General features: G+C 50.6%; 16 protein-coding genes and 1 pseudogene. 3 read left to right on the plus strand and 14 right to left on the minus strand.

Annotated elements, in window-relative coordinates:
• The first annotated feature begins 24 nt into the window (after nt 1–24).
• Nucleotides 25–2,214 (plus strand): primosomal protein N', encoded by a 2,190-nt coding sequence (locus HMPREF2872_RS01140; protein ID WP_070630571.1) that lies wholly within the window; start codon nt 25–27, stop codon nt 2,212–2,214.
• Nucleotides 2,215–2,294: 80 nt separating this feature from the next.
• Here HMPREF2872_RS01140 and HMPREF2872_RS01145 read toward each other — a convergent pair whose 3' ends face one another.
• From HMPREF2872_RS01145 to HMPREF2872_RS01155, 3 genes are all read right to left on the minus strand, one after another.
• Nucleotides 2,295–2,969 (minus strand): hypothetical protein, encoded by a 675-nt coding sequence (locus tag HMPREF2872_RS01145; RefSeq protein ID WP_003686803.1) that lies wholly within the window; start codon nt 2,967–2,969, stop codon nt 2,295–2,297.
• 336 nt (nt 2,970–3,305) lie between these two features.
• A complete protein-coding gene (gene erpA, locus HMPREF2872_RS01150) occupies nt 3,306–3,644 on the minus strand; it encodes an iron-sulfur cluster insertion protein ErpA (protein WP_003680162.1) in 339 nt (112 codons plus the stop codon).
• 131 nt (nt 3,645–3,775) lie between these two features.
• Nucleotides 3,776–4,462 carry a S24 family peptidase gene (locus HMPREF2872_RS01155; RefSeq protein WP_003680158.1) on the minus strand — a complete coding sequence of 229 codons (687 nt, stop codon included), beginning with the start codon at nt 4,460–4,462 and terminating at the stop codon, nt 3,776–3,778.
• A 261-nt stretch (nt 4,463–4,723) separates the two neighbouring features.
• On the opposite strand from HMPREF2872_RS01155, the gene HMPREF2872_RS01160 reads away from it, so the two are divergent.
• Nucleotides 4,724–4,999, plus strand: a complete 276-nt coding sequence (locus HMPREF2872_RS01160) for a hypothetical protein (RefSeq protein ID WP_070630573.1) — start codon at nt 4,724–4,726, stop codon at nt 4,997–4,999.
• A 76-nt stretch (nt 5,000–5,075) separates the two neighbouring features.
• On the opposite strand, the gene argC is transcribed toward HMPREF2872_RS01160, so the two are convergent.
• The 6 genes and pseudogenes from argC to HMPREF2872_RS01190 form a co-directional block, all read right to left on the minus strand.
• Complete coding sequence (gene argC, locus HMPREF2872_RS01165; protein WP_070630575.1) at nt 5,076–6,122, minus strand: N-acetyl-gamma-glutamyl-phosphate reductase; 1,047 nt, start codon at nt 6,120–6,122, stop codon at nt 5,076–5,078.
• A 178-nt stretch (nt 6,123–6,300) separates the two neighbouring features.
• The gene (locus HMPREF2872_RS01170; protein ID WP_070630577.1) at nt 6,301–6,972 is read right to left on the minus strand and encodes a hypothetical protein; all 672 of its coding nucleotides are present in this window, start codon (nt 6,970–6,972) and stop codon (nt 6,301–6,303) included.
• A 456-nt stretch (nt 6,973–7,428) separates the two neighbouring features.
• Nucleotides 7,429–7,605 (minus strand): annotated as a pseudogene (locus HMPREF2872_RS11140) (adhesin); the annotation flags it as partial.
• A gap of 312 nt (nt 7,606–7,917) precedes the next feature.
• Complete coding sequence (locus HMPREF2872_RS01180) at nt 7,918–9,627, minus strand: ABC transporter ATP-binding protein/permease (RefSeq protein ID WP_070630581.1); 1,710 nt, start codon at nt 9,625–9,627, stop codon at nt 7,918–7,920.
• Nucleotides 9,628–9,864: 237 nt separating this feature from the next.
• Nucleotides 9,865–12,084 (minus strand): TonB-dependent siderophore receptor, encoded by a 2,220-nt coding sequence (locus HMPREF2872_RS01185; RefSeq protein WP_070630583.1) that lies wholly within the window; start codon nt 12,082–12,084, stop codon nt 9,865–9,867.
• Nucleotides 12,085–12,274: 190 nt separating this feature from the next.
• Nucleotides 12,275–14,482 (minus strand): TonB-dependent siderophore receptor, encoded by a 2,208-nt coding sequence (locus HMPREF2872_RS01190; RefSeq protein ID WP_070630586.1) that lies wholly within the window; start codon nt 14,480–14,482, stop codon nt 12,275–12,277.
• 561 nt (nt 14,483–15,043) lie between these two features.
• Between HMPREF2872_RS01190 and serB the strand changes: the two genes are divergently transcribed.
• Nucleotides 15,044–15,874, plus strand: a complete 831-nt coding sequence (gene serB, locus HMPREF2872_RS01195) for a phosphoserine phosphatase SerB (protein WP_070630727.1) — start codon at nt 15,044–15,046, stop codon at nt 15,872–15,874.
• A 70-nt stretch (nt 15,875–15,944) separates the two neighbouring features.
• On the opposite strand, the gene lpxH is transcribed toward serB, so the two are convergent.
• The 5 genes from lpxH to HMPREF2872_RS01220 form a co-directional block, all read right to left on the minus strand.
• Complete coding sequence (gene lpxH / locus HMPREF2872_RS01200; RefSeq protein WP_070630588.1) at nt 15,945–16,652, minus strand: UDP-2,3-diacylglucosamine diphosphatase; 708 nt, start codon at nt 16,650–16,652, stop codon at nt 15,945–15,947.
• 154 nt (nt 16,653–16,806) lie between these two features.
• A complete protein-coding gene (locus HMPREF2872_RS01205) occupies nt 16,807–18,192 on the minus strand; it encodes a PIG-L deacetylase family protein (protein WP_070630590.1) in 1,386 nt (461 codons plus the stop codon).
• Nucleotides 18,193–18,431: 239 nt separating this feature from the next.
• Nucleotides 18,432–20,240, minus strand: coding sequence for an aspartate--tRNA ligase (aspS, locus tag HMPREF2872_RS01210; RefSeq protein WP_070630592.1), 1,809 nt, complete (start codon nt 20,238–20,240; stop codon nt 18,432–18,434).
• A 64-nt stretch (nt 20,241–20,304) separates the two neighbouring features.
• Entirely contained in the window at nt 20,305–21,006 is a 702-nt protein-coding gene (locus HMPREF2872_RS01215; RefSeq protein WP_070630594.1) for a DUF502 domain-containing protein, read from the minus strand.
• Nucleotides 21,007–21,157: 151 nt separating this feature from the next.
• Nucleotides 21,158–22,297 carry a phospholipase A gene (locus tag HMPREF2872_RS01220; RefSeq protein ID WP_070630596.1) on the minus strand — a complete coding sequence of 380 codons (1,140 nt, stop codon included), beginning with the start codon at nt 22,295–22,297 and terminating at the stop codon, nt 21,158–21,160.
• Nucleotides 22,298–22,327: the final 30 nt, after the last annotated feature.

Here is a 22,327-nt window from a genome sequence, read left to right on the forward strand (position 1 = left end):
CGAAAAAATAATTTGATTGTTTGTATGTTCTATCACCGTATTGCCGTAAACGTGCCGCTTTCAGACGGCCTTTTGACTTATTCCCATTCCGAGCCGCTGCCGCAGGGAGCACGGGTGCTTGTGCCTTTCCGCAACAAGACCGTGATCGGGATTGTGTGGGAAACGGATATTGCGCCCGATATGGATGCGGCGCGGATTTTGAGTATTCAGACGACCTTTTCGGACGAACCGCCGCTGCCCGAAAGCTGGCGTGATTTGCTCTCGTTTACGTCGCGTTATTACCACTATCCGACGGGGCAGGCGGTGTTTGCCGCACTGCCGCAGGGTTTGAAGGAAACGCGCGCGGTGGAAATGCCGCAGCCGCCGTTGTTTTACGCGCTGAACGAAGCGGGCAGGGCGCAAACGCCGCCGCCGGCGCGGTTCAACAAAAAAGCGGCTTTGTGGGATGCGCTGCTGTCGGGCGGAATGACGATGGCGGTGTTGAAGCAGGTGAACGCGCAGGCGGCGAAGTTAATCGAAGATTGGGCGGAACAAGGCTGGATTGAAACGACGGAAGCGGCGAAACCTGTATTGAGGTCGTACCACGGGCAGGCTTCGCACTCTGAATTTGTATTAAACGCCGACCAGCAGAAGGCTTCCGATGAAATTCAGACGGCCTTTGGTAAATTTCAGCCGTTTTTGCTGTACGGCATTACCGGCAGCGGCAAGACCGAGGTGTATTTCGATGCGATGGCGAAAGTGTTGGCGCAGGGGCGGCAGGTGTTGTTTCTGCTGCCCGAAATCAACCTCACGCCGCAGCTTTTGAAGCGGGTGGAAGACCGTTTTGCCGACGTGCCGACCGCCGTGTTGCACAGCCAGATGGCGGCAGGCAAGCGCACGCAGGATTATCTGCGCGCCATGTCGGGGCAGGCGAAGCTGGTGATCGGCACGCGGTTGGCGGTGTTCACGCCGATGGATGATGTCGGGCTGATTGTGGTCGATGAGGAACACGACGGCTCGTTCAAACAAGACAACGAATTGCGCTACCACGCCCGCGATTTGGCGGTGTGGCGGGCGAAGCAGAGCGGCTGCCCCGTCATCTTGGGCAGCGCCACGCCCAGCTTGGAGAGTTGGCACAAGGCGCAAAGCGGCGCGTACCGCCTGCTGCAACTGACCGAACGCGCCCATACCGCCGCGCAACTGCCGCAAGTGGACATCCTCAACGTAGGCCGTCTGAAACTCGACAACGGCTTCTCGCCGCAAGCCTTGCAGCTTTTAAAACAGAACTTTGAAGCGGGCGGCATGTCGTTGGTGTACCTCAACCGGCGCGGCTTCGCACCCGCGCTGTTTTGCGGCGACTGCGGCCATACCTTCGGCTGCCCGAACTGCTCCGCCAAAATGGTATTGCACCAACGCGCCCGCCAACTGCGCTGCCACCACTGCGACCACCGCGAACCCATCCCGTTCAAATGCTCCGACTGCGGCAACCAAGACCTGACCGCCGTCGGACACGGCACGCAGCGCGTCGAAGAAACCCTGCGCGCCTTCCTGCCCAAGGCCGCCGTCGTCCGCGTCGATAGGGACAGCACGGCGCACAAAAACGACTGGGCAGATTTGTACCGCCGCATCGCCGAAAACGAAATCGACATTTTGGTCGGCACGCAGATGCTCGCCAAAGGCCATGATTTCGCGCGACTCAACCTTGTTATCGTGTTGAACGCCGACGGCAGCCTGTACAGCGCGGACTTTCGCGCGCCGGAAAGGCTGTTTGCCGAGCTGATGCAGGTATCCGGCAGGGCGGGGCGCGCCGACAAACCCGGCAAGGTGTTGATACAGACCCAACTGCCCGAACATCCCGTCTTCGCCGCCGTCAAAGCGCAGGACTACGCCATGTTTGCCGAAAACGAATTGAACGAGCGGCAAATGTTCGCCATGCCGCCCTTCGGTTTTCAAACCGCCATTCGCGCCGACGCGCCGCGTGTTGCCGATGCGATGGAATTTCTCAACGCCGCCAAAGAAACTCTCGCCCCGCTTTTGCCCGAAAGCGTCTCCCAGTTCGGCGCCGCCCCCATGCTGATGGTGCGCCTCGCCGAACGCGAACGCGCGCAAATCTTCCTCGAATCTCCGTCCCGACAGGATTTGCACCGCGCCGTGAGTTTGTGGGTACAGGTATTGCAGCAAAACCGCGACGGCAAAATCAGATGGTCGGTGGATGTTGATGTGCAAGAGGCTTGATTGAAATGGTTCAATAAATAAGGAAATAAAAGGCCGTCTGAAAATCTGTTTTTCAGACGGCCTTAAGTTTTGAAATCAGTTTAGAAGAATTTTGCAGCGATATAGCCGAGTGCAAGCAGGCTCAAAACGGCGAATACGATAGCCATTGTAAGCAGAAACCGTGTTTTCTTCCTCGCTGCAAGTGCGGCCAGCTCAGGATTTTGGCCTAACTCTTTGCGTAATTGGGATTCCAATTCGGCACGGATTTTTTTGCGCAGTTTTTTCTCTTCCTGCTCACGTTCATATTTGAGCTTGTGGGCAATTTCGGTTTGTTTTTTATGCTCGAAAGAGATTCTTTCCTGCCATTCAATGCGCTTGCGCTGGATGGCAAGCTCATTTTTTTCTGTCAAATCAAAGTGGCAGGTTTTACATTCCTGTGAATCTAGTTCGTCAATAATCGTCATGCAGACGGGGCATTGGATAGGGTCGGGAGTGTTGACTGCCAATACGGCTTCTTCTTCAACCGCTTCCAATTCCATAGCCTGACGGACGATCACGTCCAAACCCAAATAGCCGAAGTAATGCTGCGCATTTTCTCGCTCGTCTTGGGTGCATTTCTCGGCCACAATGGCTTGCGGACGCTCGGCCAAGGCTTGAATCAGGCTCTCAACTTCGTTTTCGGGCAGGTTTTCATACAGGCAGGCATGGATGCGCTCCCTATCCGTGTTTGGCGGATAGGAAACGTATACGTCGAAAAATTTTTCTTGTTTGCTCATTGATATCCCATGAGTATTTCGACTGCGTCAACCAAATGGGTTTGGCCTAAGGTTTTGTTATTGTGTTTGAGCTGTCTTGGCTTATGATACGAGCCAGAACAGAGGCTGCAGTCTCAGACAGACCAAGTACGGTTTGCCTTTGTGTCGTTAATCGGCTGGACAATAATTTTTTATTTATATGGAAATATGCATGTCCAATGTTATGTCTATCGTAGAGTAAATATTCACGCCCGATATTATTATTATAAGGTAAATATAAAATTGTTTAAAATAAATTCACACAAAAGGCCGTCTGAAGATACAGATGGCCTGTTTTTTGTGGCAAAAACGGATTGTTTATACGGAGAAGGACGAACCGCAACCGCAAGTTGTCTCTGCATTCGGATTGCGGATGACGAATTGAGAACCTTGCAGGCTTTCAGTGTAGTCGATTTCCGCACCAACCAGATATTGGTAGCTCATCGGGTCAACCAAGAACGTCAGGCCGTTTTTCTGGATTTCAAAATCGTCGTCGTTTTTGATTTCATCAAAGGTAAAACCATATTGGAAGCCGGAGCAACCGCCGCCGTTGACGAATACGCGCAATTTCAAATCGGGATTGTTCTCTTCGGCAATCAGGTCGGCAACTTTGGTGCAGCAGCTGTCAGTAAAGATAATAGGGCTTTCGTCTGACATGATGTGATTCCTTTTATATGAATATTTTTACTATTGTCGCGCAAACCGTTAGTCAAGGCAAGTTTGTGCAGACAGGGTCTGCCAGTTTACATGGAGGGCATGGCAGAAATTTCAAGACCAGTATGTCAGATTTAGATACTTCTGCCAAACCATTCGACACGGCCGATGATGGCGACGTCGTCGGTCGGGTTTTTCAAGTCGATTTCAAAAGTAGGGTAGGCCTCGTTGGCAGAAATGACGTTGACGATGCCGCCGGGTATCAGTTGCAGGCGTTTGACCAAAAGGTTTTCGTTGAGGCGTAAAACATAGAGGCCGTCGCGCGGCGTGGTTTGGCCGTGGTTAATGAGGATGGTGTCGCCATCATTCAGCACGCCTTCCATCGAGTCGCCTTTGACTGAGATAACGGAAAGGTTTTTGATGTCGCGCGTTACATAATTTTCAATCCAATAGCGTCGGAACGCCATGGCGAACATGGGTTGCTCATCGCCGACGAGCTGACCGTGTCCGGCCGCGGCTTGGATGTCGTAACGCGGTACGAAGACAAATTCGTCTATATCGACAGGGTTGCCCAGTGTGTCGGTTGCCGTGGCTTTTGGGGCTTCGGAATCGGGGAAGGGAGAACCTTCGCCTGTCAAAAGCCAGTCTATGCTGCAGCCTTTAAGTTGTTTGATTTTTTTTAGCGTTTCCGATTTCGGCAGGCCGCCTTCGTTCCAGATACGGCTGAATCCGGCGATGGTCATATCGATGTCGGCGGCAATTTTGGCTTGGCGGGCTTCATCTTTCCATAAGAAAGCCAGGCGGTCTTTAAAGGTATCCATGTTTATGCCTTTATGGAGGTATGTTTTTTATATGGTTTGGACGATTTGAGTGTATTTTACCTTAGTTTTTATAAAATTGTAAGAAAAAAATTACTTCATCTAAGAAAAAGTATTGCACATTCTATTTTTTCTTAGTATTATTCGATTTGTCTTAGATAAGTCGATATTTCTAATTTTATGTTCGATTTTTCTTAGTTTAATTTTATTTGGTTTAGTTTTTCTGATTTAAACCTGCTATATGATTATGATGAGAGGTGTGAAATGACTCGTTCGCGTAAAAATACTTTTTGGGTGCTGCTGGCGTTGGTACTGGGTTTTTTTGCTCTGCCTTTCGGATCTTCGGAGGCGCATGAGGCAGAAGGTAATCTGACGGCTTCGGAATGCGAACGCTTGGGCAGCTTGAGTCTGGATCAGATGGACGGCAGGCTGCTGGCTTTTGCCAAAGAATGCGATATGGTGGAGGCTACCCACGATTGGGAGCAGCAGTACGGCAACTTGAATGAAGAAGAAATGCTTGCCGGCGTGGTGTATGAGTAATGTTTGTGAATGAATCGATAAAGGCCGTCTGAACGATCAAAGTTTCAGACGGCCTTGTGTTTTCAATAATGATGGCTTAAGGCATCAATGGTGCATTAGTCAGGCCGGTGGTTTCGGGTAGGCCGAACATGATGTTCATATTCTGCACGGCTTGACCGGCTGCGCCTTTAACCAAGTTGTCGATGACGGAAAGAACAATCCACACATCGTCTTGATCGGGCGCTTTTTGAATGCTGATACGGCAGAGGTTGGCGCCGCGCACGCTGCGGGTTTCAGGTGTCGAACCTGAAGGCAAGACATCGACAAAAGGACTGTCGCGGTAGTATTCGCGCAGCAAGGCTTCAGGATCGGTGTGTTCTTGCAGGTGCAGATACAGGGTGGCGTGCATGCCGCGTATCATCGGAACAAGGTGTGGCACGAAAATCAGGCCGTCTGAAACATGGTCTTGAAGTCCGGACAGGGTTTGTCGGATCTCAGGCAGATGGCGGTGGCCGCCTACGCCGTAGGCTTTGAAGTTGTCGCCTGCTTCGCACAATAGGGCGTGGGTGCTGGCTTTGCGGCCTGCACCGGAAACACCGGATTTACAGTCGGCAATCAGAGGCGCGTTGGCTTTCAGACGGCCAGCCTGAAGCAGCGGCAATAAGGGCAGGGAAACGCAGGTAGGGTAGCAGCCCGGATTGGCCACCAGCATGGCTTTGGCGATGTCGTCTTTGTAAAGTTCACATAAGCCGTATACCGCTTGAGAAACGAGTTGCGGCGCGGCATGAGTCATTTTGTACCATTTTTCCCATGTGGGGATGTCTTGGATGCGGAAGTCGGCAGACAGGTCAATCACGCGTACGCCTTTTTCCACAAGGGTCGGTGCTTCTTTCATGGCCACGCCGTTGGGCGTGGCGAAGAACACGAGGTCGCAACGGTCAAGCCCGGCATCTTCGGGCGTTTGGAATGCAAGGTCGTAAATGCCGCGCAGGCTGGGAAAGTAATCGGCAACCGCAATACCGGCTTCGCTTCGGCTGGTGACGGCAGTGACTTCTGCATTAGGGTGGCTGCTGAGCAGGCGTAACAATTCAACGCCTGTGTAACCGGTTGCACCGACGATACCAATTTTAATTTTTGTGGTCATGGTGTGGCTCCTTTGTAGGGTAACAATGCGTTTGATTATATAGTAATTAATTGCCGTCGGTCAGCGGTGCTTGTGCCAAGCTTTGCAATAGAGGGTTAAACAGGCCGTCTAAAATATGGGATTAACGATAAAAGACAGCCTGAATATTTTTCAGACTGTCTTTTTGAAGAGATGGAAGTTATTTGTTTCTCAATATCTCAATAAGGGCGGCTTTGGACTGGTAGAAGTCCAAATCAAATAATGAAATGCCTAAATGTTTGCAATATTCTTCGATCATCTCCACAGTCAGCCTGTTTTTTTTGAGTCTTTCGGTATATTTTTCTGTCTGTTCAAACGGCAGCGGCGTGCCATATTCCATAAACTCGACACGACTGGTTTCTTTATGCAGCATAACATTTCTGGTTTCGCAGTCATGACGGGAAACCTGTTTGCTGCCCTCATACAGGGTAAATGAGACCGCACCGAATTCGTCTTTGCCAAAATATGGACGTAAATACATAGTCAATAATCTGATTTTCCACAGCAAGGCTTCATACGGCACACTTGAAAAGTCTGTGCCGTTCCGGTTATTACCTATTAGCAATGACCAATCAGACTGCGTTTCCAACAATAAATATTTGGATGATCCGGTAATCTCAAGCGGATTCAAGAAATCCAATTTCTGACTGAGGGTATATTCCTCATCCAAATACGATAGTTTCGGTTTTAAATTCTGATAAAAGTCGCTTAAATCCATTAATCTTTTCAAATAGAGATCCAGTGCTTTTTCAAATGGCGCGCCAATAAAATAAAACTGTTTCAGGCTTGGATGGCCGTCTTTTGCAAGAAAAAAATCTTTGTTTACATTCATAATTTAATCCACGGTTCTTAAAATTACAATAGCATCCGGATCATTACTCAATGCTCTTGATGCATGTCCGGCTCCACGGTTCGAACTGGCGCGATCGTATTCGATATAAATTCGTTTATTAGAATCACGCAAGGTGTCTTGGACATCCGGGCGGCAGATCCCTACCCGGCACATTTGGTTGTTTACCTGCTGTTGGTTGATCCTAATATCTTTTGCACCCATTGAGCGCAAGTAAGCCACATCGTCCTGCATAATTTGGTTTTGAGACTTGCTCTTACCAATGGTTCTTCCACTACCATTTAAGGGAGATGGCGGAGTTGGTTTGACATTAATGTCCTGCGGAAGCCGATTGACAGGAATTTGTTCGCCGTTAACAATAATTTTACCATTATCTCTAGCTAAATATCTGATTACTTTTTGTTCTTTGCTGGTTAAGTTGGCTAATGATGATAGAGAAGGTTTCGGCAATGCCTTCTGTTCCCAATCCCGACTATTAAATCTCCGCTTTTTCCCATCAGGCCGCACAACCTTCACCGCATTGTCCGACCACGTTACCACAGAGCCTTTCGGTATCAGCTCTCCGTTGGCCAGGCGTTGTTCCTGTGCCAAGGTAACGGTTGTTCCTTTTACCGCATTGAAGAGAGGATTTCAGACGGCCTGAAAGTTTGGGAAAGCGTGGTTTGCGGTTTTATTTAACTATCGATTTGAGATTGGTGTTTTTTATTTATAGTCAATCTTTTATAAAGATTATAGGCCTCGTGTTCTGAAAACCTTTTATATTCCGTCTTTATCCTATTCATACAAATATAAAATAAAAACGCAAAAAAAAATGCCCCCGGGTTGGAGAACCGGAGGCAAGTATCCAAGGAGTAGCTCTCATCAATAAGAACTAGTTACTTAGTACTATATCCCTTATTAGGATCGAAAGCAAGCGTTTTGCACATTTTAACATTTAAATAATTTTTCATTCAAATTCAGAGAGCTATCAAACAGGGCTTGAATCTTGGATTGGTGGCTGATGCCGATGACCAAAGTATCGGGCAAATGTTGCTTGAGGGTCTGCATCAACATCAGGGCGGATTCGTCATCGAGCTGGTTGGTGGCTTCATCTAGGAACAGGATTTGCGGTTTGTGCAGCAGTGCGCGAGCGAGGCTGAGGCGTTGCTGCTCTCCGCCGGAAAGGATGCCGTGCCATTCGTGTGAAGTGTCCAAATCGTTCATCAATGTGCGCAACCGACCCGTGGGGCTGCTTAAGCCTACTTGTTCCAAAATGGTTTGAATCAAATGGTCGTCTTGGCAGGCCGTATAGGGATAGCTGACAGTTTGACGCAATGTGTCCGCAGGCAGGTAAGGGCGTTGCGGGAAAAACAGGCGGCTACCTTCGAGGGAAAAACTGCCGTGGTAATACGGCCACAAGCCTGCGAGGGCGCGAAGCAGCGTGGATTTGCCGATGCCGCTTCTGCCTTCAAGCAATACCCATTCGGGAGAACGGGCTTGGAGGTGAATATCAGTAAGCAGGGGGCTGCCGGTTTGGGTGTGGACGGTAAGGTTTTGCAGGACGACCTTGCCGCTATGATGCGGCAAAGCTGCTTGGTATGACTGAAGGGAGGAGCTTTTTTGTTCTGCTTGTTCCAAGGCCGTCTGAAAACCGGAGAGGCGTTCGACGACTGCCGCCCATTCAATCAGGCGGCGGTATGCGTCAGTAAACCAGCCGAAACTGTCTTGAACGCGGGCAAACGATGTGCGGGTCTGCATCATGTCGCCGAAGGTCATGGTTTTGGCGAGGTACATGGGCAGGGTGGCGAGGATGGGGATGAAGATGCTGATGCGGACATAGGTCGCCCAGAAGGTTTCTTGGCGGAATTCGCAGTTGGTCAGCCGTCGCCAGTTGTCGCGGATGCGGAGGTAGCGTTGTTTCAGACGGCCTGTTTCGGCTTCGCCGCCGTTGTAGAAGGCGATTTGTTCGGCATGGTCGCGTACGCGTAAAAGGGCTGCGCGGTAGTCGGCTTCGCGGTGCTGGCGGTCGATGTTGAGGTTTTTAAGTTTGCGACCGACAAGATGGGCGATGATGGTGCTGAAGATGGAATAAATCAGTGCAACCCAAACAAGATAGCCGTGTATGGTGATGTCGCGCCCGCCGATATTGAAGGTCTGTACGCCGGAGAGCGTCCACAATACGGCGACGAACGCGCTGAATTTGGCAATATTATTGATGAAGGAGCGGAACAGTCCGATGCTTTTGTCAGCGAGGAGGTAGATGTCTTCGGCGATGCGCTGGTCGGGGTTGTCGGGTTCGCCGGTCAGGCGCAGGCGGTAGTGTTTGTGGCCTTCGAGCCAGTTTTGCTGGAATTGTTTGGTCAGGTGGGTGCGCCAGCGGAAAATGAGGCGTTTTTGCAGCCAGTCGCCGCAGACGATGCAGCCGATAATCATCGCCATGTAGCCGAGGTATTCGACGATGAGCGAAGGCATGGATGCGCCGTCAAACGCGGCCAGCGCGTCGTAGAAGCGTTTGTCCCACGCGGCAATCCAAACGCTGATGGTAATAGAGAATAGGGTAAACCCTATCAAAACGGCGAGCATCAGCCATTGGAGGCGACCGTGTGTCCCCGACCAAAAAGGGCGGGCAAGGTAAAAGAATTTTTTGAGGATGTTCATGGATGGTGTGTTGGTACAAATAACGGGAGGTCGTCTGAAAATCTGCATCGGCGGGATAACGGTATCAGACACGCTATCCGACGCTTTTGTTTCCTGATGGGTTTTAGACGACTGTTTGCAGATGTTCAAATGAAAATACCGATGCCGTCATGTCGGTATGAACGGGTATGACGGCAGGGGTAAGAGGTCGTCTGAAAGCCGGATTGTGTTTTCAGACGACCTCGCTTCATACAACGGCTACATCTTCCACTTGAAGTTCAAGGTTACATTGCGCGGCTGTCCGTAGAAATGTCCTTGGTAGGTAGCGCGGTGGGCATAGCTTTCGTAATAGCGTTTGTCGGTCAGGTTGTCGACTTTCAGGCTGAGCTTGGTGTGTTTGGAGGGTTCGTATTGTACGGTTGCATGCCAAACGGCGTAACCGCCCAAATATTGTTTCTCTCCGTTCACTATAATCGGGCTGGATTTGCTTTGGACGTTCACACCTCCGCCCACCGTCCATTTGTGCGCCGCACCGGGCAGGCGGTACATGGTATTGAGGCGGAAGATATGTCGGGGCGTGTGCTGGCTGAAATCGACCCCGCGACCGTTGCGCTCTGCGGTTTGGGCGGCAGCAGTGGAGGTATAACGCCTTTTGTTGAAGGTATAGCCCGCAAAAATCTGCCAGTCGTCGGTGATGTTGCCGGCAATTTCGGCATCAATACCGCGGCTTTCCATGCGTACAGGCGTGTAGATGGCGCGGTCGCCGCGTACCCAAGGACGGATATTGCCCGTTGCAAGGTCTTTACCCAACCATGTATCTGTGGGTTGGTTGTGTTTTTCGGTTTGAAACAAGGCGAGGGTGGTGTTCAATTTATTGTTGTTCCATGCGCCTTTCCAGCCGATTTCGTAGCTGTTGCCCATTACAGGCGGCAAGAGCTTGTCATTGATGTCGTAATAATCGCCCGAGTATTTGAAAATGCTGGTGTAACTTGCATATAGGTTTTGTTGCGGGGTGATATCGTAGGTAATGCCTGCGTAGGGGATGAAACGGCCTTTTTTATAGTGGCTGTCGGGGGTTTTCATCCATGACAGATATTGTGATTGCCGCCAGCGGCTGTAACTTGTGCCGAGCAGGATGTGCCATTTGTCGGCAATGTTCAGGCGGGTGGCTATGGTCGCCGTGTGGGTGTCGGGAACGGTTTTACGAATTTCGAGATTGCGGGTCGTGTTCCAATCAGGTTTGGCAATTTCATCACCCGTCCAAGAAAAAACAGGATAGTTGCCATCTTTCAAGGGTGTGCCTCGCCACATATTATCGAATTTTTCTTTGGTGTATTCATAGCCCGCGTAAAACTCATGTTCGCGGCCGAACCAATCAAATTTTCCTTCTAAATCGCTTTGCACAGTCCATTGACTGTTGTTGCGGTCGCTTCTGCCAGTATAACCGTCACTCAATGTGCCTGCGGGCGAAATATTTTGCCGCTGCGGGACGTAACCATATTCGGTAACGGATTTGTTGCGGCGGTAATCAACGGAAGTGGTCAGATTCCAACGATCGCCGAAATAGTGCTTCCATTCGGCGAACATATTGGCTTTTTTGTAATCAGCACGATTCCAGTTCGCACCCAAATAGCTGTCGCGCGGCAATCGTAGGTCGCTGCCGTCGGGATTGGCGGGCAGTCCGAACAGGGAAGGTACATCTTTTTCACGGTGGTACATCGCACTCAACGTCAGCATATCGTTTTCCCCGACTTGCTTGTCGATAACGCCGTAAATAATCCCTTTATTGCCGTCGCTGTTTTTACGCCAGCTTTTGTTTTTTTCAAGTACGGCAACCGCGCGCCCGCGCAAGCCATTGTCGCGGCTGAGGAATCCCGATACATCGGCGGAAGAGCGCAGCGTGCCGAAGCGGTCGGCAGTTGCATCAAATTCAAGCAGCGGCGCAGCGGTCGGGCGTTTTCGGATGGCATTGATGCTGCCGCCCGGCTCGCTTTGCGCTTTACGCAGACCTGTTGCTCCGCGCACGACTTCGATGCGGTCGTAAAGTGCGGTATCGGTCAGTTGTTTGGCATCGTGCGGATTATTGCCGCACATGGTACAGACAGTCGAATTGACACCGTCTTCGCTGATCTGAGCGATGTCGAAGCCTCTGGATTGAAGGCGGGTTTGGAAACCCTGTTTGTAAATATTCAGCCCTGTGGTGGTTTTCAATGCGTCTTCCAGCGTGGTCGCGCCCGAATCGTCCATTTGTTTGCGCGTAATGACGCTGACGGATTGCGGCGTGTCTTTGGGGGAGATCGGCAGGCCGGTGGCGGTGGACATGACCGGCACGGTATAACTGTCGCGCGAAGCAGTACGGCTTTGTCCGGTTACGTTAACGGTGGGCAGGTCAACATGTTCCGTCTGTTCGGTAGTTTGGGCGGAAAGTTGCAGCGGGACGGCGGCAAGCAGGTAGGCATAACGAATCGGATGGTTCATTACAGCTCCTTTAGGTGGGGGTTAAGAGGTTTTTATGGAAAAGGGGTCGTCCGAAAACTCAAACAGCAGTTTTCAGACAACCCCTTACTTTTACAACAATGGCAATTGTTCCCTGTCTGTCAGGAGTAGGTCGGGTAGATTGCCGAATATGATTTAATTATTGTTTTTTAATTTTGCTACCGCAGACGGACTACATCTTCCATTTCAGGCTGAACACGGCGTTGCGCGGTTCGCCGTAGAAGTTGTCGCTGTTGGCAGCTCGGTTGTATTGGTTTTCGTAGTAGCGTTTGTCGGTCAGGTTGTTGACCGCCAGCCCCAGTTGCAAGTTTTTGCTCGGGCGGTATTGGACGTTGGTGTTCCAAACCGTGTAGCCGCCTTGCTTGATGGAGCCGTAGGAGTTGGCGGTTTTGCTGCTGCTCTTTAAGCCCAGTCCGACCGTCCATTTGCCGTCATCCACCGGCAGAATATAGCTGGTGTAGAGGCGGAACATATGTTTCGGCGTATGGCTGCTGAAGTTGTAGCCTTTTCGGCGCGATTCAACATTGTCCCCGACGCTGTTGCGGTTGGTGCTGCGGTTGAAGGTGTAGCCTGCGTAAACCTGCCAACGGTCGGTCAGGCTGCCGGAAATTTCGGCGTCCAAGCCGCGGCTGCTTTGGTTGAGCGGTTCCCAATAGGCGTGCGGTTTGGCATTGACGCGTTGGTTGTTGTTGTCTTTGTCGGTGCGGTAAAGGGCGACGGAAGTATTCAGACGGCCTTCGTTCCATTCGCCTTTCCAGCCGAGTTCGTAGTTGCGTCCCATAATCGGAGGCAGCAGGTTGTCGTTGTAGTCGCGGTTCATCGTTTGTTTGAAGATGGACGTATAGGCGGCGTAAACGCTTTGTTTAGGCGTGATGTCGTAAGTGATGCCGGCATAAGGAACGAAGCGGTTGCGTTTGAGCGAGTCTGATGAACCTGCTACTCCGTCTTTGAGGTTGCGATCCCAATAGAAGTCGCGTTTCCAGCTGGTATAGCGTCCGCCTGCGATGATATGTAGTTTGTCGGTAGGATTGATGCGCGCGCCCAAACCAAAGGCATGGGTAGTATAACGGCCGTTGCCGCCACGGGCTTTGGCTGTGGCAGAACCCCAATCGGGTTTGGCTTTCTCGCTGCCGTTAAAGGCATCTGCGTCATAGGTACTGCTGTCATCAAACCAGCGGTTGCTTGAGTTCACGTTCTCTTTGGAATAGCTGTGCATGAAGAAGAGGTCGTGATTTTGGCCGAAAGAGAAGATGCGGCCGGTCAAGTTGTTTTGGAAAGTGAACTGGCGGTTGCCTGTATCGTAACGGTCGAAGCTGTATGTGGTCCCCAGGCCGTCTGTACCGATGCCGTTACCTGTGCCGCCCAGCGTGTAATATTCTTTTGAACTGGTATTCTTGCGCCAGTCCAACTTGCTGCTCAGTTTCCAGTTGTCGTTGAAATAATGTTCAAATTCGGTAAAAAGATTGTATTTTTTCAGGCGGGCTTCGTTCCAATCCGCACCCAGATAGCGGCTGCGTTTCCACTCTTTGCCGTCTGCACGCATAGGCAGGCCGTCAGGATCGGGTGTTTCGGTTTGGTTGAGATAGCTTGCGCCCCAGGTAAGTTTGCTGTTGTCGCCGATGTCTTTGTCCATCACGCCATACAGAAGGATGTCGCGGCCGCCGGATTGGTCTTTGAAGGTTTTGTTGCTGCCAACCGAGCCGACAAAGCGTCCGCGCAGGCCGTGTTCTTGGCTTAAGGTGCCGGATGCATCAAAGACGCTGTTTACTTTGCCCCATGAGTTTGCCATCAAATCGGCAGAAAGCTGGCGTTTTGCAGTCGGCTTTTTGCGGACGGCGTTTACTGTGCCGCCGGGTTCGTTGTTTGCCTGTGTCAAACCTGCCGCACCGCGCACCACTTCAATGTGGTCGTACATTGCCATATCAGTTGCACTGGTTGGGTCGCCGGCCGGGCCGCCTAAGCCGAATCCGCCGGGAGAGCCGAGTTGCGTGGCAATGCCGTCTTCTTCAAACTGTTCGATAAAATAGCCACGCGACATGAAGTGCGTGCGTCCGCCGCTTTTGAAAACATTGATACCCGTAGCGTTTTGCAATGCACCTTCTAAGTCGGTAATGCCCTGGTCTTCAATTTGTTTTTTAGTAATGACGCTGACAGATTGGGGAATTTCCCGCGGAGAGAGCACCAGCCCCGTGGTTGAGCGCAGGGCGGATACTGTGTAGCTGTTTTGACTTTCAGTGCGCAAACTTTTGTTTTTACCCACTACGGTAACTTGTTCCACTTCAGCCTGTTGTACCTCTTCGGCAGCTTGTGTGGCTTGGGGTAATGCAGCAAGGCAGAGGGCAAGTGTGCTTAGTTTGAATAGTTTCTTAGAATGATGCATTTTATGAGGTCCTTGATAAAGAAAGGTCTGTTTGTTTTTAAATATTGGCAGCAATATCTGTTTAAATTGAGCCGTTATTTTTTATAAGCCGTTTTGTTTTAAAAATTAAATATAAATCCTCGAATCATTTTATTTGATTCAATTTTAATATTGTCAAACCATCGGGTCAAAAAAAGGTTGCCATCGGAAAGGGAGCCGTTGGCAACGAATGGAGGTGGGAATGCAATGAAAGCTAGATATAAGGGGTAGTGCCAAACTAGCCATAAAGAACTATATCGAAACTGTAAGAAAAAGCAACAACAAGTTATCTGTTGCTTGCAAAGTTTTTTAAACAGCTTGTCCTAAATCAAATTTTTGAGTCATGACTTGTTTAGTTGATGCAGGGATTGGTATTGGTAGCTCTAGTTGAATTGTTTACAGGCCGTCTGAAAATTGCTGGGGTTGTTCGGCTATAATGCTGTTTTGGTTTTTTAAGGCCTTTGCAAAAATACGGTTTCGTTGTTTTAGGCTGAATGTGTACCCGATATGTTTGTAAAGGTTTTGGGGTATGAGGAGAATGAGATGAAGAAAGTTTTGGTGTTGCAACATGGGGATTTGGGCGCTTGCGACTGGTCGGCATTTGGCGGTTTAGTGTCTGCGCCATCAGGGAAGTCGGTGTTGCGCGTGCCGGTTGATGATGATTTTGAATTGACGGACGATATGCGTGCGGCGTTGATTGCGCAGCAGATAGATGGTGCGGTGTTGCCGGATGTGGCTTTTGCTGATTTGGGACTGATTGTCAGCGATATGGATTCGACGCTGATTACGATTGAGTGTGTGGATGAGATTGCGGCCGGTGTCGGGCTGAAAGATGAGGTGGCAGCGATTACGGAGCAGTCGATGCGCGGCGAGCTGGACTTTGAGCAGTCTTTGCGTAAGCGTGTGGCTTTGCTGGCCGGTTTGGACGAGCGTGTGTTGGAAGAGGTGTACGAGAATGTGTTGCAGCTGTCGCCGGGCGCGGAATTTTTGTTGGAAGAGTGCAAACGGAATGATGTGAAGTTTATGCTGGTGTCGGGCGGGTTTACGTTCTTTACGGAACGCCTGCAACGGCGTTTGGGCTTAGATTTCCATTTTGCGAATGTGTTGGAAGTGGAAAACGGCAAGCTGACAGGCCGTCTGAAAGGACGGATTATCGATGCGCAGGCTAAGACGGATTTATTGCGTGAATACCGTGAGCGACTGGGTTTGGCTCCGTGGCAGGTGGTGGCGATGGGTGATGGTGCGAATGATATTCCGATGATACGGGAGGCGGGATTCGGCATTGCTTATCGGGCAAAACCGAAAACCGAAGCGAATGCGGATGCGTGTGTGCGCTTTGGTGGTTTGGAGCGGATACGCGGTTGGTTTGCGTAAATCGTTTGAGGATGTTTGTCAGTCAGGCCGTCTGAACAATCGGGAAACCGGTTTCAGACGGCCTGATGTTTTATAAGGCGATAAAACGGTAGCCCTCGGCATCGACTTCGAGAATGGAGGCGTAATTGTCGCGCCAGTCTCCGAGTACGATGCGGGTGTAGTCGGCGTTGCGATGGATGTTTTCGCGGTGGGTATGGCCGTGGATGAGCAGGGGCGTGTGGAAGCGTTGGACGGTTTCGTGGGTAAAGGCTGGATTGACGTCCATGATGTCGGCGGTTTTGTGTTGTTTGTCCTGTTTGCTCTGCTTGCGGATTTTGGTGGCGATGTTCAGTCGGAGTGTGAGCGGCAGGAGTAGGAACAGGCGTTGCAGCCATTTTTGATGGACGGTACGGCGGAATTTTTGATAAGAATGGTCGTCGGTGCAGAGGGTGTCGCCGTGACAGAGTAGGGTGGGTGTGCCGAACAGGTCGATAACGGCGTACTCGGGCAGTAAGGTCATGCCGGTATCGCGGGCGAAGGTTTTGCCGATGAGGAAGTCGCGGTTGCCATGGATGAAATAGCAGGCAATGCCACGCTTGGTTAGGCTGAGGATGGTTTGTTTGATGGTTTGAACCAAAGGGCTGTTTTCGTCATCGCCGATCCAAAAATCGAAAAGGTCGCCAAGAATGTATACGGCTTGGGCGTGAACGGCTTTTTCTTGGATAAATTTTTGGAAGAGTGCGGTCAGCTGAGGATGGGAGTCGCTCAGGTGCAAATCGGCGATGAAGTAAATCGGCATGATGATGTGGGGCGTATGGGAAGGGTTTTATTATAACTTGGGTTGTCGCGTTTGGATTTGGGCTTGGTGTTTTTCGTTTGTAATGCGGTGATTTTATTGTTTTGATTTTGTGATAAAGGCCGTCTGAAACATCTTTTCAGACGGCCTTTGTGGTTTATTGGGCTTTGCCCTGATAGGTGATTTGTTTTAGTGTCTCTTCTTGGTACAAGTCGCTGATGGGGATGGTATAGAAGAATTCGTTGCTGCGGACAAAGCGGTTGACCAAGTCTTTGTCGAGATGGAGGACGTGGTGTCGCAGTTTATTTAAGCCTTTGAATATCATGGTGCTCCAACGCATATAGCCGTCTGAATTAGGACGGATGTCGTTCATGGCATCAAGGGCGAGAAGTTTGCGGTTTTGCTCTTCTTTATCCAAGGGATGGGAATAGATGCTTTGGAAGTAAAACGGTTGCTCGGAGGATGGCGGCAGGCTGAGGGAGGAACCTACTTTGCCGATAGGGAAGTCGTCGCTCAGATAATGTATGGTGTGTAAAAACAGATTGCCGCGGCGGTAATCGATTTTGCGCAGGGCTTCGATGGCGGCCAGAGCAGTATGTTGGTGGTCGGGATGCACATCAATATTGGGAGACGGCGTCACGATAATATCCGGCTGGAACGTTTCTATCAGATAGCCAAGGTTGTCCACCAAGCTGTTCCAAGTCGAGCCGGGCTTGAGATGTTTCGCCAATGGGGAGGTATTGGCACTGCGGAAAATATCGACATCGGTCGTATCGATTTTGGTCGATTTAATCTCTTTTTCCGGATTTTGGCGCATGGCGGTCAATGTGCTGTCGAAGTAGCCCAGTTGCAGGATGTTTTCAGACGGCACGCCGGCCAAAAGGGGGACGGTCAGGCTGTTCCAAACACGCATCCGGCCTTTTTGCAGATATTGGGCCTGAGTGTCGCAGTCGCATTTGCCGTAAAGATTGCCATAGTGGAAGCTGCCGCCTTCGCTGGCAGTTAAGGTGCAGATCATTGAATTGGCGGCGTGTTTTTCATACAAACCGTATGCGCTTAATTCGGCATCGTCAGCATGAGGCGCGAGGACAAGGATTTTTTTGCCGTCGAGGTTTTCACGCGGATAAACAGAGAGTTCGATTTCTTGATCGGGCAAGGATAGGTATTTGCCTTCCAAGCGGATGGTTTTGTCGTTGTCAGAGAAGGTATCACTCAGATTGATATAGCGCACGCCTTTTGCGCCGTATTCGAAATATTGCTTCCATTTTCCCTTAGATGAAATGGTTTCAACAAAAGGCAATACCAGCAATCCTGCCCAAGTGGATTTGATACGGAGTTTGGCAATAACGGTATCTTGCCCGCTGATAGTGGCGGGCAAAGTCAGGCTGCCACCCTTGAGGGTAGCATGCGCGGTAGAGGGGAGGGAGGGATAGTTATAGTCTTGGTGTGTGTTGTAGGCAAACTGTTTTTTATGAAAAATTGAAGTAATAATAAACGATGTAACAAAAAAAGTCAGTATCAGCCCCATTAGTATTAGAAACATTGTCAGGTTCCTTTATTGTATAACAGCTATGATATTGCTTGCGAAGACTATTTGTTTGTTTTTATTACAAACGGTTAATTTTCGCACTCTAACGTCATTAAAGTAAACGTTTAAAATAAAACAGTTTGCGGTTGATTATATATATAAACGACCAAAATGTAGAAAGGCCGTCTGAAAAATTTGAAAGAAATTTCAAATTTTTCAGACGGCCTTGATATTTTAAAGGTTAAGCCGGTAAATTATGCTTCTTTTGTTTCAACTGCTTTCTGACGCAGGCGCAGGCTCAATTCGCGCAGCTGTTTGTCGTCCACCGCATTCGGCGCGTTGGTCAGCAGACATTGGGCGCGTTGGGTTTTCGGGAAGGCAATCACGTCGCGGATGGATTCGGCGCCGGTCATCAGTGTCACCAGACGGTCAAGGCCGAATGCCAAACCGCCGTGCGGAGGCGCGCCGAATTTCAGGTTGTCCAAGAGGAAGCCGAATTTCTCTTGTTGCTCTTCAGGGCTGATTTTCAGCGCGGCAAACACTTTCTCTTGTACGTCTGCGCGGTGGATACGGATAGAGCCACCGCCGATTTCCCAGCCGTTCAACACCATATCGTAGGCGCGTGCCAGGCAGTTTGCCGGGTCAGAAACCATCAGGTCTTCGTGACCTTCTTTAGGCGCAGTAAACGGATGGTGTACGGCAACGTAGCGGTCGGCGTCTTCGTCGTATTCAAACATCGGGAAATCGACAACCCACAAAGGTTTCCATTCGTCCACGAAGTAGCCGTTTTCTGCGCCGTGTTCCAAACCGACTTTGATACGCAGCGCGCCGATGGCTTCGTTCACGACTTTGGCTTTGTCTGCGCCGAAGAAGATGATGTCGCCGTTTTGTGCGCCGGTACGTTCAATGATTTCTTTCAGGGCGTTTTCAGACAGGAATTTCACGATTGGAGATTGCAGACCGCTGTCTTCGCCGTTGGAAAGGTTGCTGACATCGTTCACTTTGATGTATGCCAAACCTTTCGCGCCGTAGATGCCGACAAATTTGGTATATTCGTCGATTTCTTTGCGGCTGAATTTCGCGCCGTTCGGTACGCGCAGGGCAACCACGCGGCCGCCTTTCATGTCGGCTGCGCCACGGAAGACTTTGAATTCTTCCGTTTTCATCAGGTCGGTCAACTCGGTAAATTTCAAGTTGATGCGCATGTCCGGTTTGTCAGAGCCGTAGTAGAACATGGCTTCAGAGTAAGGCATGCGTGGGAAGTCGCCCAAATCTACGTTCAAAGCATCTTTGAAGACTTGTTTGGCCATGCCTTCGGTGATGTCCATGATTTCATCCTCGTTCAGGAACGAGGTTTCCAAGTCGATTTGCGTGAATTCAGGTTGTCGGTCGGCGCGCAGGTCTTCGTCGCGGAAGCACTTGGTGATTTGGTAGTAACGGTCGAAACCCGCCACCATCAACAGTTGTTTGAACAATTGCGGCGATTGCGGCAGCGCGAAGAACTCGCCCGGATGAACGCGGCTCGGCACGAGGTAGTCGCGCGCGCCTTCAGGCGTGGAGCGGGTCAGCATCGGGGTTTCGATGTCGATGAAGCCTTGCGCATCCAGATAACGGCGAACACCCATAGCGACTTGATAACGCAGGCGCAGGTTGCGCTGCATCACCGGACGGCGCAGGTCGATAACGCGGTTGGTCAGGCGAACGTTTTCGCTGATGTTTTCATCGTCGATTTGGAACGGAGGCGTAGCGGCAGCGTTCAAGACTTCGATTTCTTTGGCAAGGATTTCGATTTTGCCTGAAATCATTTTGTCGTTGGTAGTACCTTCTGGACGGTTGCGTACACGGCCGGTAATGCTCAAAACGTATTCGTTGCGGGAAGAGTCGGCAGCGGCAAATGCTTCCGGAGTGTCAGGGTCGATAACGACTTGAACGATGCCTTCGCGGTCGCGCAGGTCGATAAAAATCACACCGCCGTGGTCACGTCGGCGGTGTACCCAGCCTTTGACGGTAACGGTTTGGTCTAAGTATTGCTCGCTGATAAGGCCGCAATAGTTGGTACGCATAAAATCACCTTTTTATATTGTTCAATTTGAAAAAGAAGGAAAGGCCGTCTGAAAAAAGAAGACCTTAATTGTTATGTTCGGTATCACCGTCTTCAGACGGCTTTTGGGCGGGTAGGACTTTAACCGGTAAGTCGTCCGGCATGACCATGCCCAGCGAAATTACATATTTCAATGCCTGATCCACACTCATGTCCAGCTCGCGAACGTCGCTTTTTTTAACCATGATGTAATAGCCGCCGGTTGGGTTGGGCGTGGTTGGAACGTAAACGGAAATATAGTCGTCATCTTGCGGCAGGCTGCCTTTGAGTTTGTCGGGGATATGACCGGAAACAAAGGCTATCGTCCAAATGCCCGGTTGCGGAAAGGGAACAAGTACGGGGGTTTTGAACGAGCGGCTGCTGTCGGAGAGCAGGGATTCGGAAACTTTTTTAACGCTGGAGTAGATGGATTTGACGACGGGAATGCGTCCCAAAAGGCTGTCCCATGCGCCGAGAATCCGTCTGCCTAAAACGTTGGCGGCAAATACGCCGGTAACGAACAAGACAACGGTGGCGGCAACAATGCCCAAACCGGGTATGTTGAATCCCCAGAAATGCTGGGGCTGCCAGCTTTCCGGCAATAGGCTGATCAGCCTGTCGGCGGCGGATATAATGTAGGTCATCGCCCAGATGGTTACGGCAATCGGCAACCAAACCAGTACGCCTGTAATCAGGTATTTCTTTAAAGCCTTGGCGATTTTTCCGCTTTCGGCTGCGGCTTCTGTCATCTTTGTTTCATTCCGGCAAGTTTTGCCCAAACTTTGCATTATACGCGTTTGGGCGCTAGGAAACGAGTATTTTAAACGAATGGCTTGTTTTGTTTTATTGTTTCAGACGGCCGCCTTGATTGCAAAGGCCGTCTGAAACAATATGGGGGAATCAGATTCCGTCCCAGTCGTTGAACATCAGGCCGAAGCCGATGCCGTTTTGTTTGTGGTTGTAGTCAATCAGGCTTTCGCCGTAGCCGTGGAAACCGCGGACAACGCCTTTGAGTTTGCCTTTAAGTGGGAAGGTATAAGCAGCTTCAACGGCACCGCGTCCGCTTTTCGGGTTGTAACGCAGGACGGAATAAACATTTTGTTTGTCATTGAGGCGGTATTGGACTTTCAAGTCGCCGTAGCCCATGTATTTGTTGATGTCCGGATTGTCGTCGTCATCTCCTTTTTGGTCGAAGGCGCGCATCCAAACTCTAGGAATAACGGTCAGCTTGCCCCATTCCATGCCGGCCATGGCATAAACGCGGTTCCATGAGCGGGATTCCGGGCGGCTTTGACCGTTGGACTGGTGAACAAAACCTGCACCAACCATACGCAGTTTGCCGCCGAAAGGCAGGTCTGCTTTAACGGGTTGGGTAATGAAGATTTCAGGCTCGTAGTCGGTATTGCGAAACGGTGCTGATTTGCGGCCTTGGTTGAAGATTTGCCAGTCGGATTTTTGGGTGTAGCCAAACCATACGTCGGCACGGGTTTTGAATAAATCTTCGGCAATCTTGCTTTTGAAGGAAACCTGCATTTTGGTTTCGAGGCGTTTCTGCTCGCTGAATTTTTCCTGCGTGGTTACGCCGCGACTGGGGGATTCCGGGTGGTAGTTGGGGCTGCTGTTGTACCAAACGGGCATGAGGTACATAGGGTTGTGCTCGCGTACGCTCAACAGGCCGCGTGTGTCGTTTTTATCCAAATCGTACATCAGGCTTAAAGGCGTGTAGCTGTCGGCAGTTTCGCTTAATACGTCGTCTGAAATATTCGGATGGGTAGGGTTGTCGAATACGATGGCCGCTTCTTTTTTCTCAATGCTCTTGCGGATGCTTTGTTCGAGGTCAACCGGTGTTTTGGCGGTTTCGGTTTGCGCTTGTGGCAGTGGGGATTGAGGGGGGAGTTGCGCCGAGTAGATGTTGTCGTAACACGCCAAACGGGTGGCATTGTCTTGGATGGTGGTGCAGTGTAGGGCGGTATTGGCGGCGGCCAGTGGGGCGGCAGCAATGAATCCGATACTTAGGGAATGTTTCAACATCTTGTTCATGAGAGTTTCCGTTGTTTTTCAGACGGCCTG

This window comes from Neisseria sp. HMSC069H12 (assembly GCF_001812735.1).
Taxonomy (GTDB): Bacteria; Pseudomonadota; Gammaproteobacteria; order Burkholderiales; family Neisseriaceae; genus Neisseria; species Neisseria subflava.

Excerpts from the sequence above, each read along its gene's own strand:
- HMPREF2872_RS01160 (WP_070630573.1), top strand. The coding sequence starts at position 4,724 with ATGACTCGTTCGCGTAAAAATACTTTTTGGGTGCTGCTGGCGTTGGTA.
- HMPREF2872_RS01180 (WP_070630581.1), bottom strand. The coding sequence starts at position 9,627 with ATGAACATCCTCAAAAAATTCTTTTACCTTGCCCGCCCTTTTTGGTCG.
- HMPREF2872_RS01185 (WP_070630583.1), bottom strand. The coding sequence starts at position 12,084 with ATGAACCATCCGATTCGTTATGCCTACCTGCTTGCCGCCGTCCCGCTG.
- HMPREF2872_RS01205 (WP_070630590.1), bottom strand. The coding sequence starts at position 18,192 with ATGTTTCTAATACTAATGGGGCTGATACTGACTTTTTTTGTTACATCG.
- HMPREF2872_RS01140 (WP_070630571.1), top strand. The coding sequence starts at position 25 with ATGTTCTATCACCGTATTGCCGTAAACGTGCCGCTTTCAGACGGCCTT.
- HMPREF2872_RS01170 (WP_070630577.1), bottom strand. The coding sequence starts at position 6,972 with ATGAATGTAAACAAAGATTTTTTTCTTGCAAAAGACGGCCATCCAAGC.
- HMPREF2872_RS01155 (WP_003680158.1), bottom strand. The coding sequence starts at position 4,462 with ATGGATACCTTTAAAGACCGCCTGGCTTTCTTATGGAAAGATGAAGCC.
- HMPREF2872_RS01220 (WP_070630596.1), bottom strand. The coding sequence starts at position 22,297 with ATGAACAAGATGTTGAAACATTCCCTAAGTATCGGATTCATTGCTGCC.
- HMPREF2872_RS01190 (WP_070630586.1), bottom strand. The coding sequence starts at position 14,482 with ATGCATCATTCTAAGAAACTATTCAAACTAAGCACACTTGCCCTCTGC.
- lpxH (WP_070630588.1), bottom strand. The coding sequence starts at position 16,652 with ATGCCGATTTACTTCATCGCCGATTTGCACCTGAGCGACTCCCATCCT.
- erpA (WP_003680162.1), bottom strand. The coding sequence starts at position 3,644 with ATGTCAGACGAAAGCCCTATTATCTTTACTGACAGCTGCTGCACCAAA.
- HMPREF2872_RS01215 (WP_070630594.1), bottom strand. The coding sequence starts at position 21,006 with ATGACAGAAGCCGCAGCCGAAAGCGGAAAAATCGCCAAGGCTTTAAAG.
- aspS (WP_070630592.1), bottom strand. The coding sequence starts at position 20,240 with ATGCGTACCAACTATTGCGGCCTTATCAGCGAGCAATACTTAGACCAA.
- serB (WP_070630727.1), top strand. The coding sequence starts at position 15,044 with ATGAAGAAAGTTTTGGTGTTGCAACATGGGGATTTGGGCGCTTGCGAC.
- argC (WP_070630575.1), bottom strand. The coding sequence starts at position 6,122 with ATGACCACAAAAATTAAAATTGGTATCGTCGGTGCAACCGGTTACACA.
- HMPREF2872_RS01145 (WP_003686803.1), bottom strand. The coding sequence starts at position 2,969 with ATGAGCAAACAAGAAAAATTTTTCGACGTATACGTTTCCTATCCGCCA.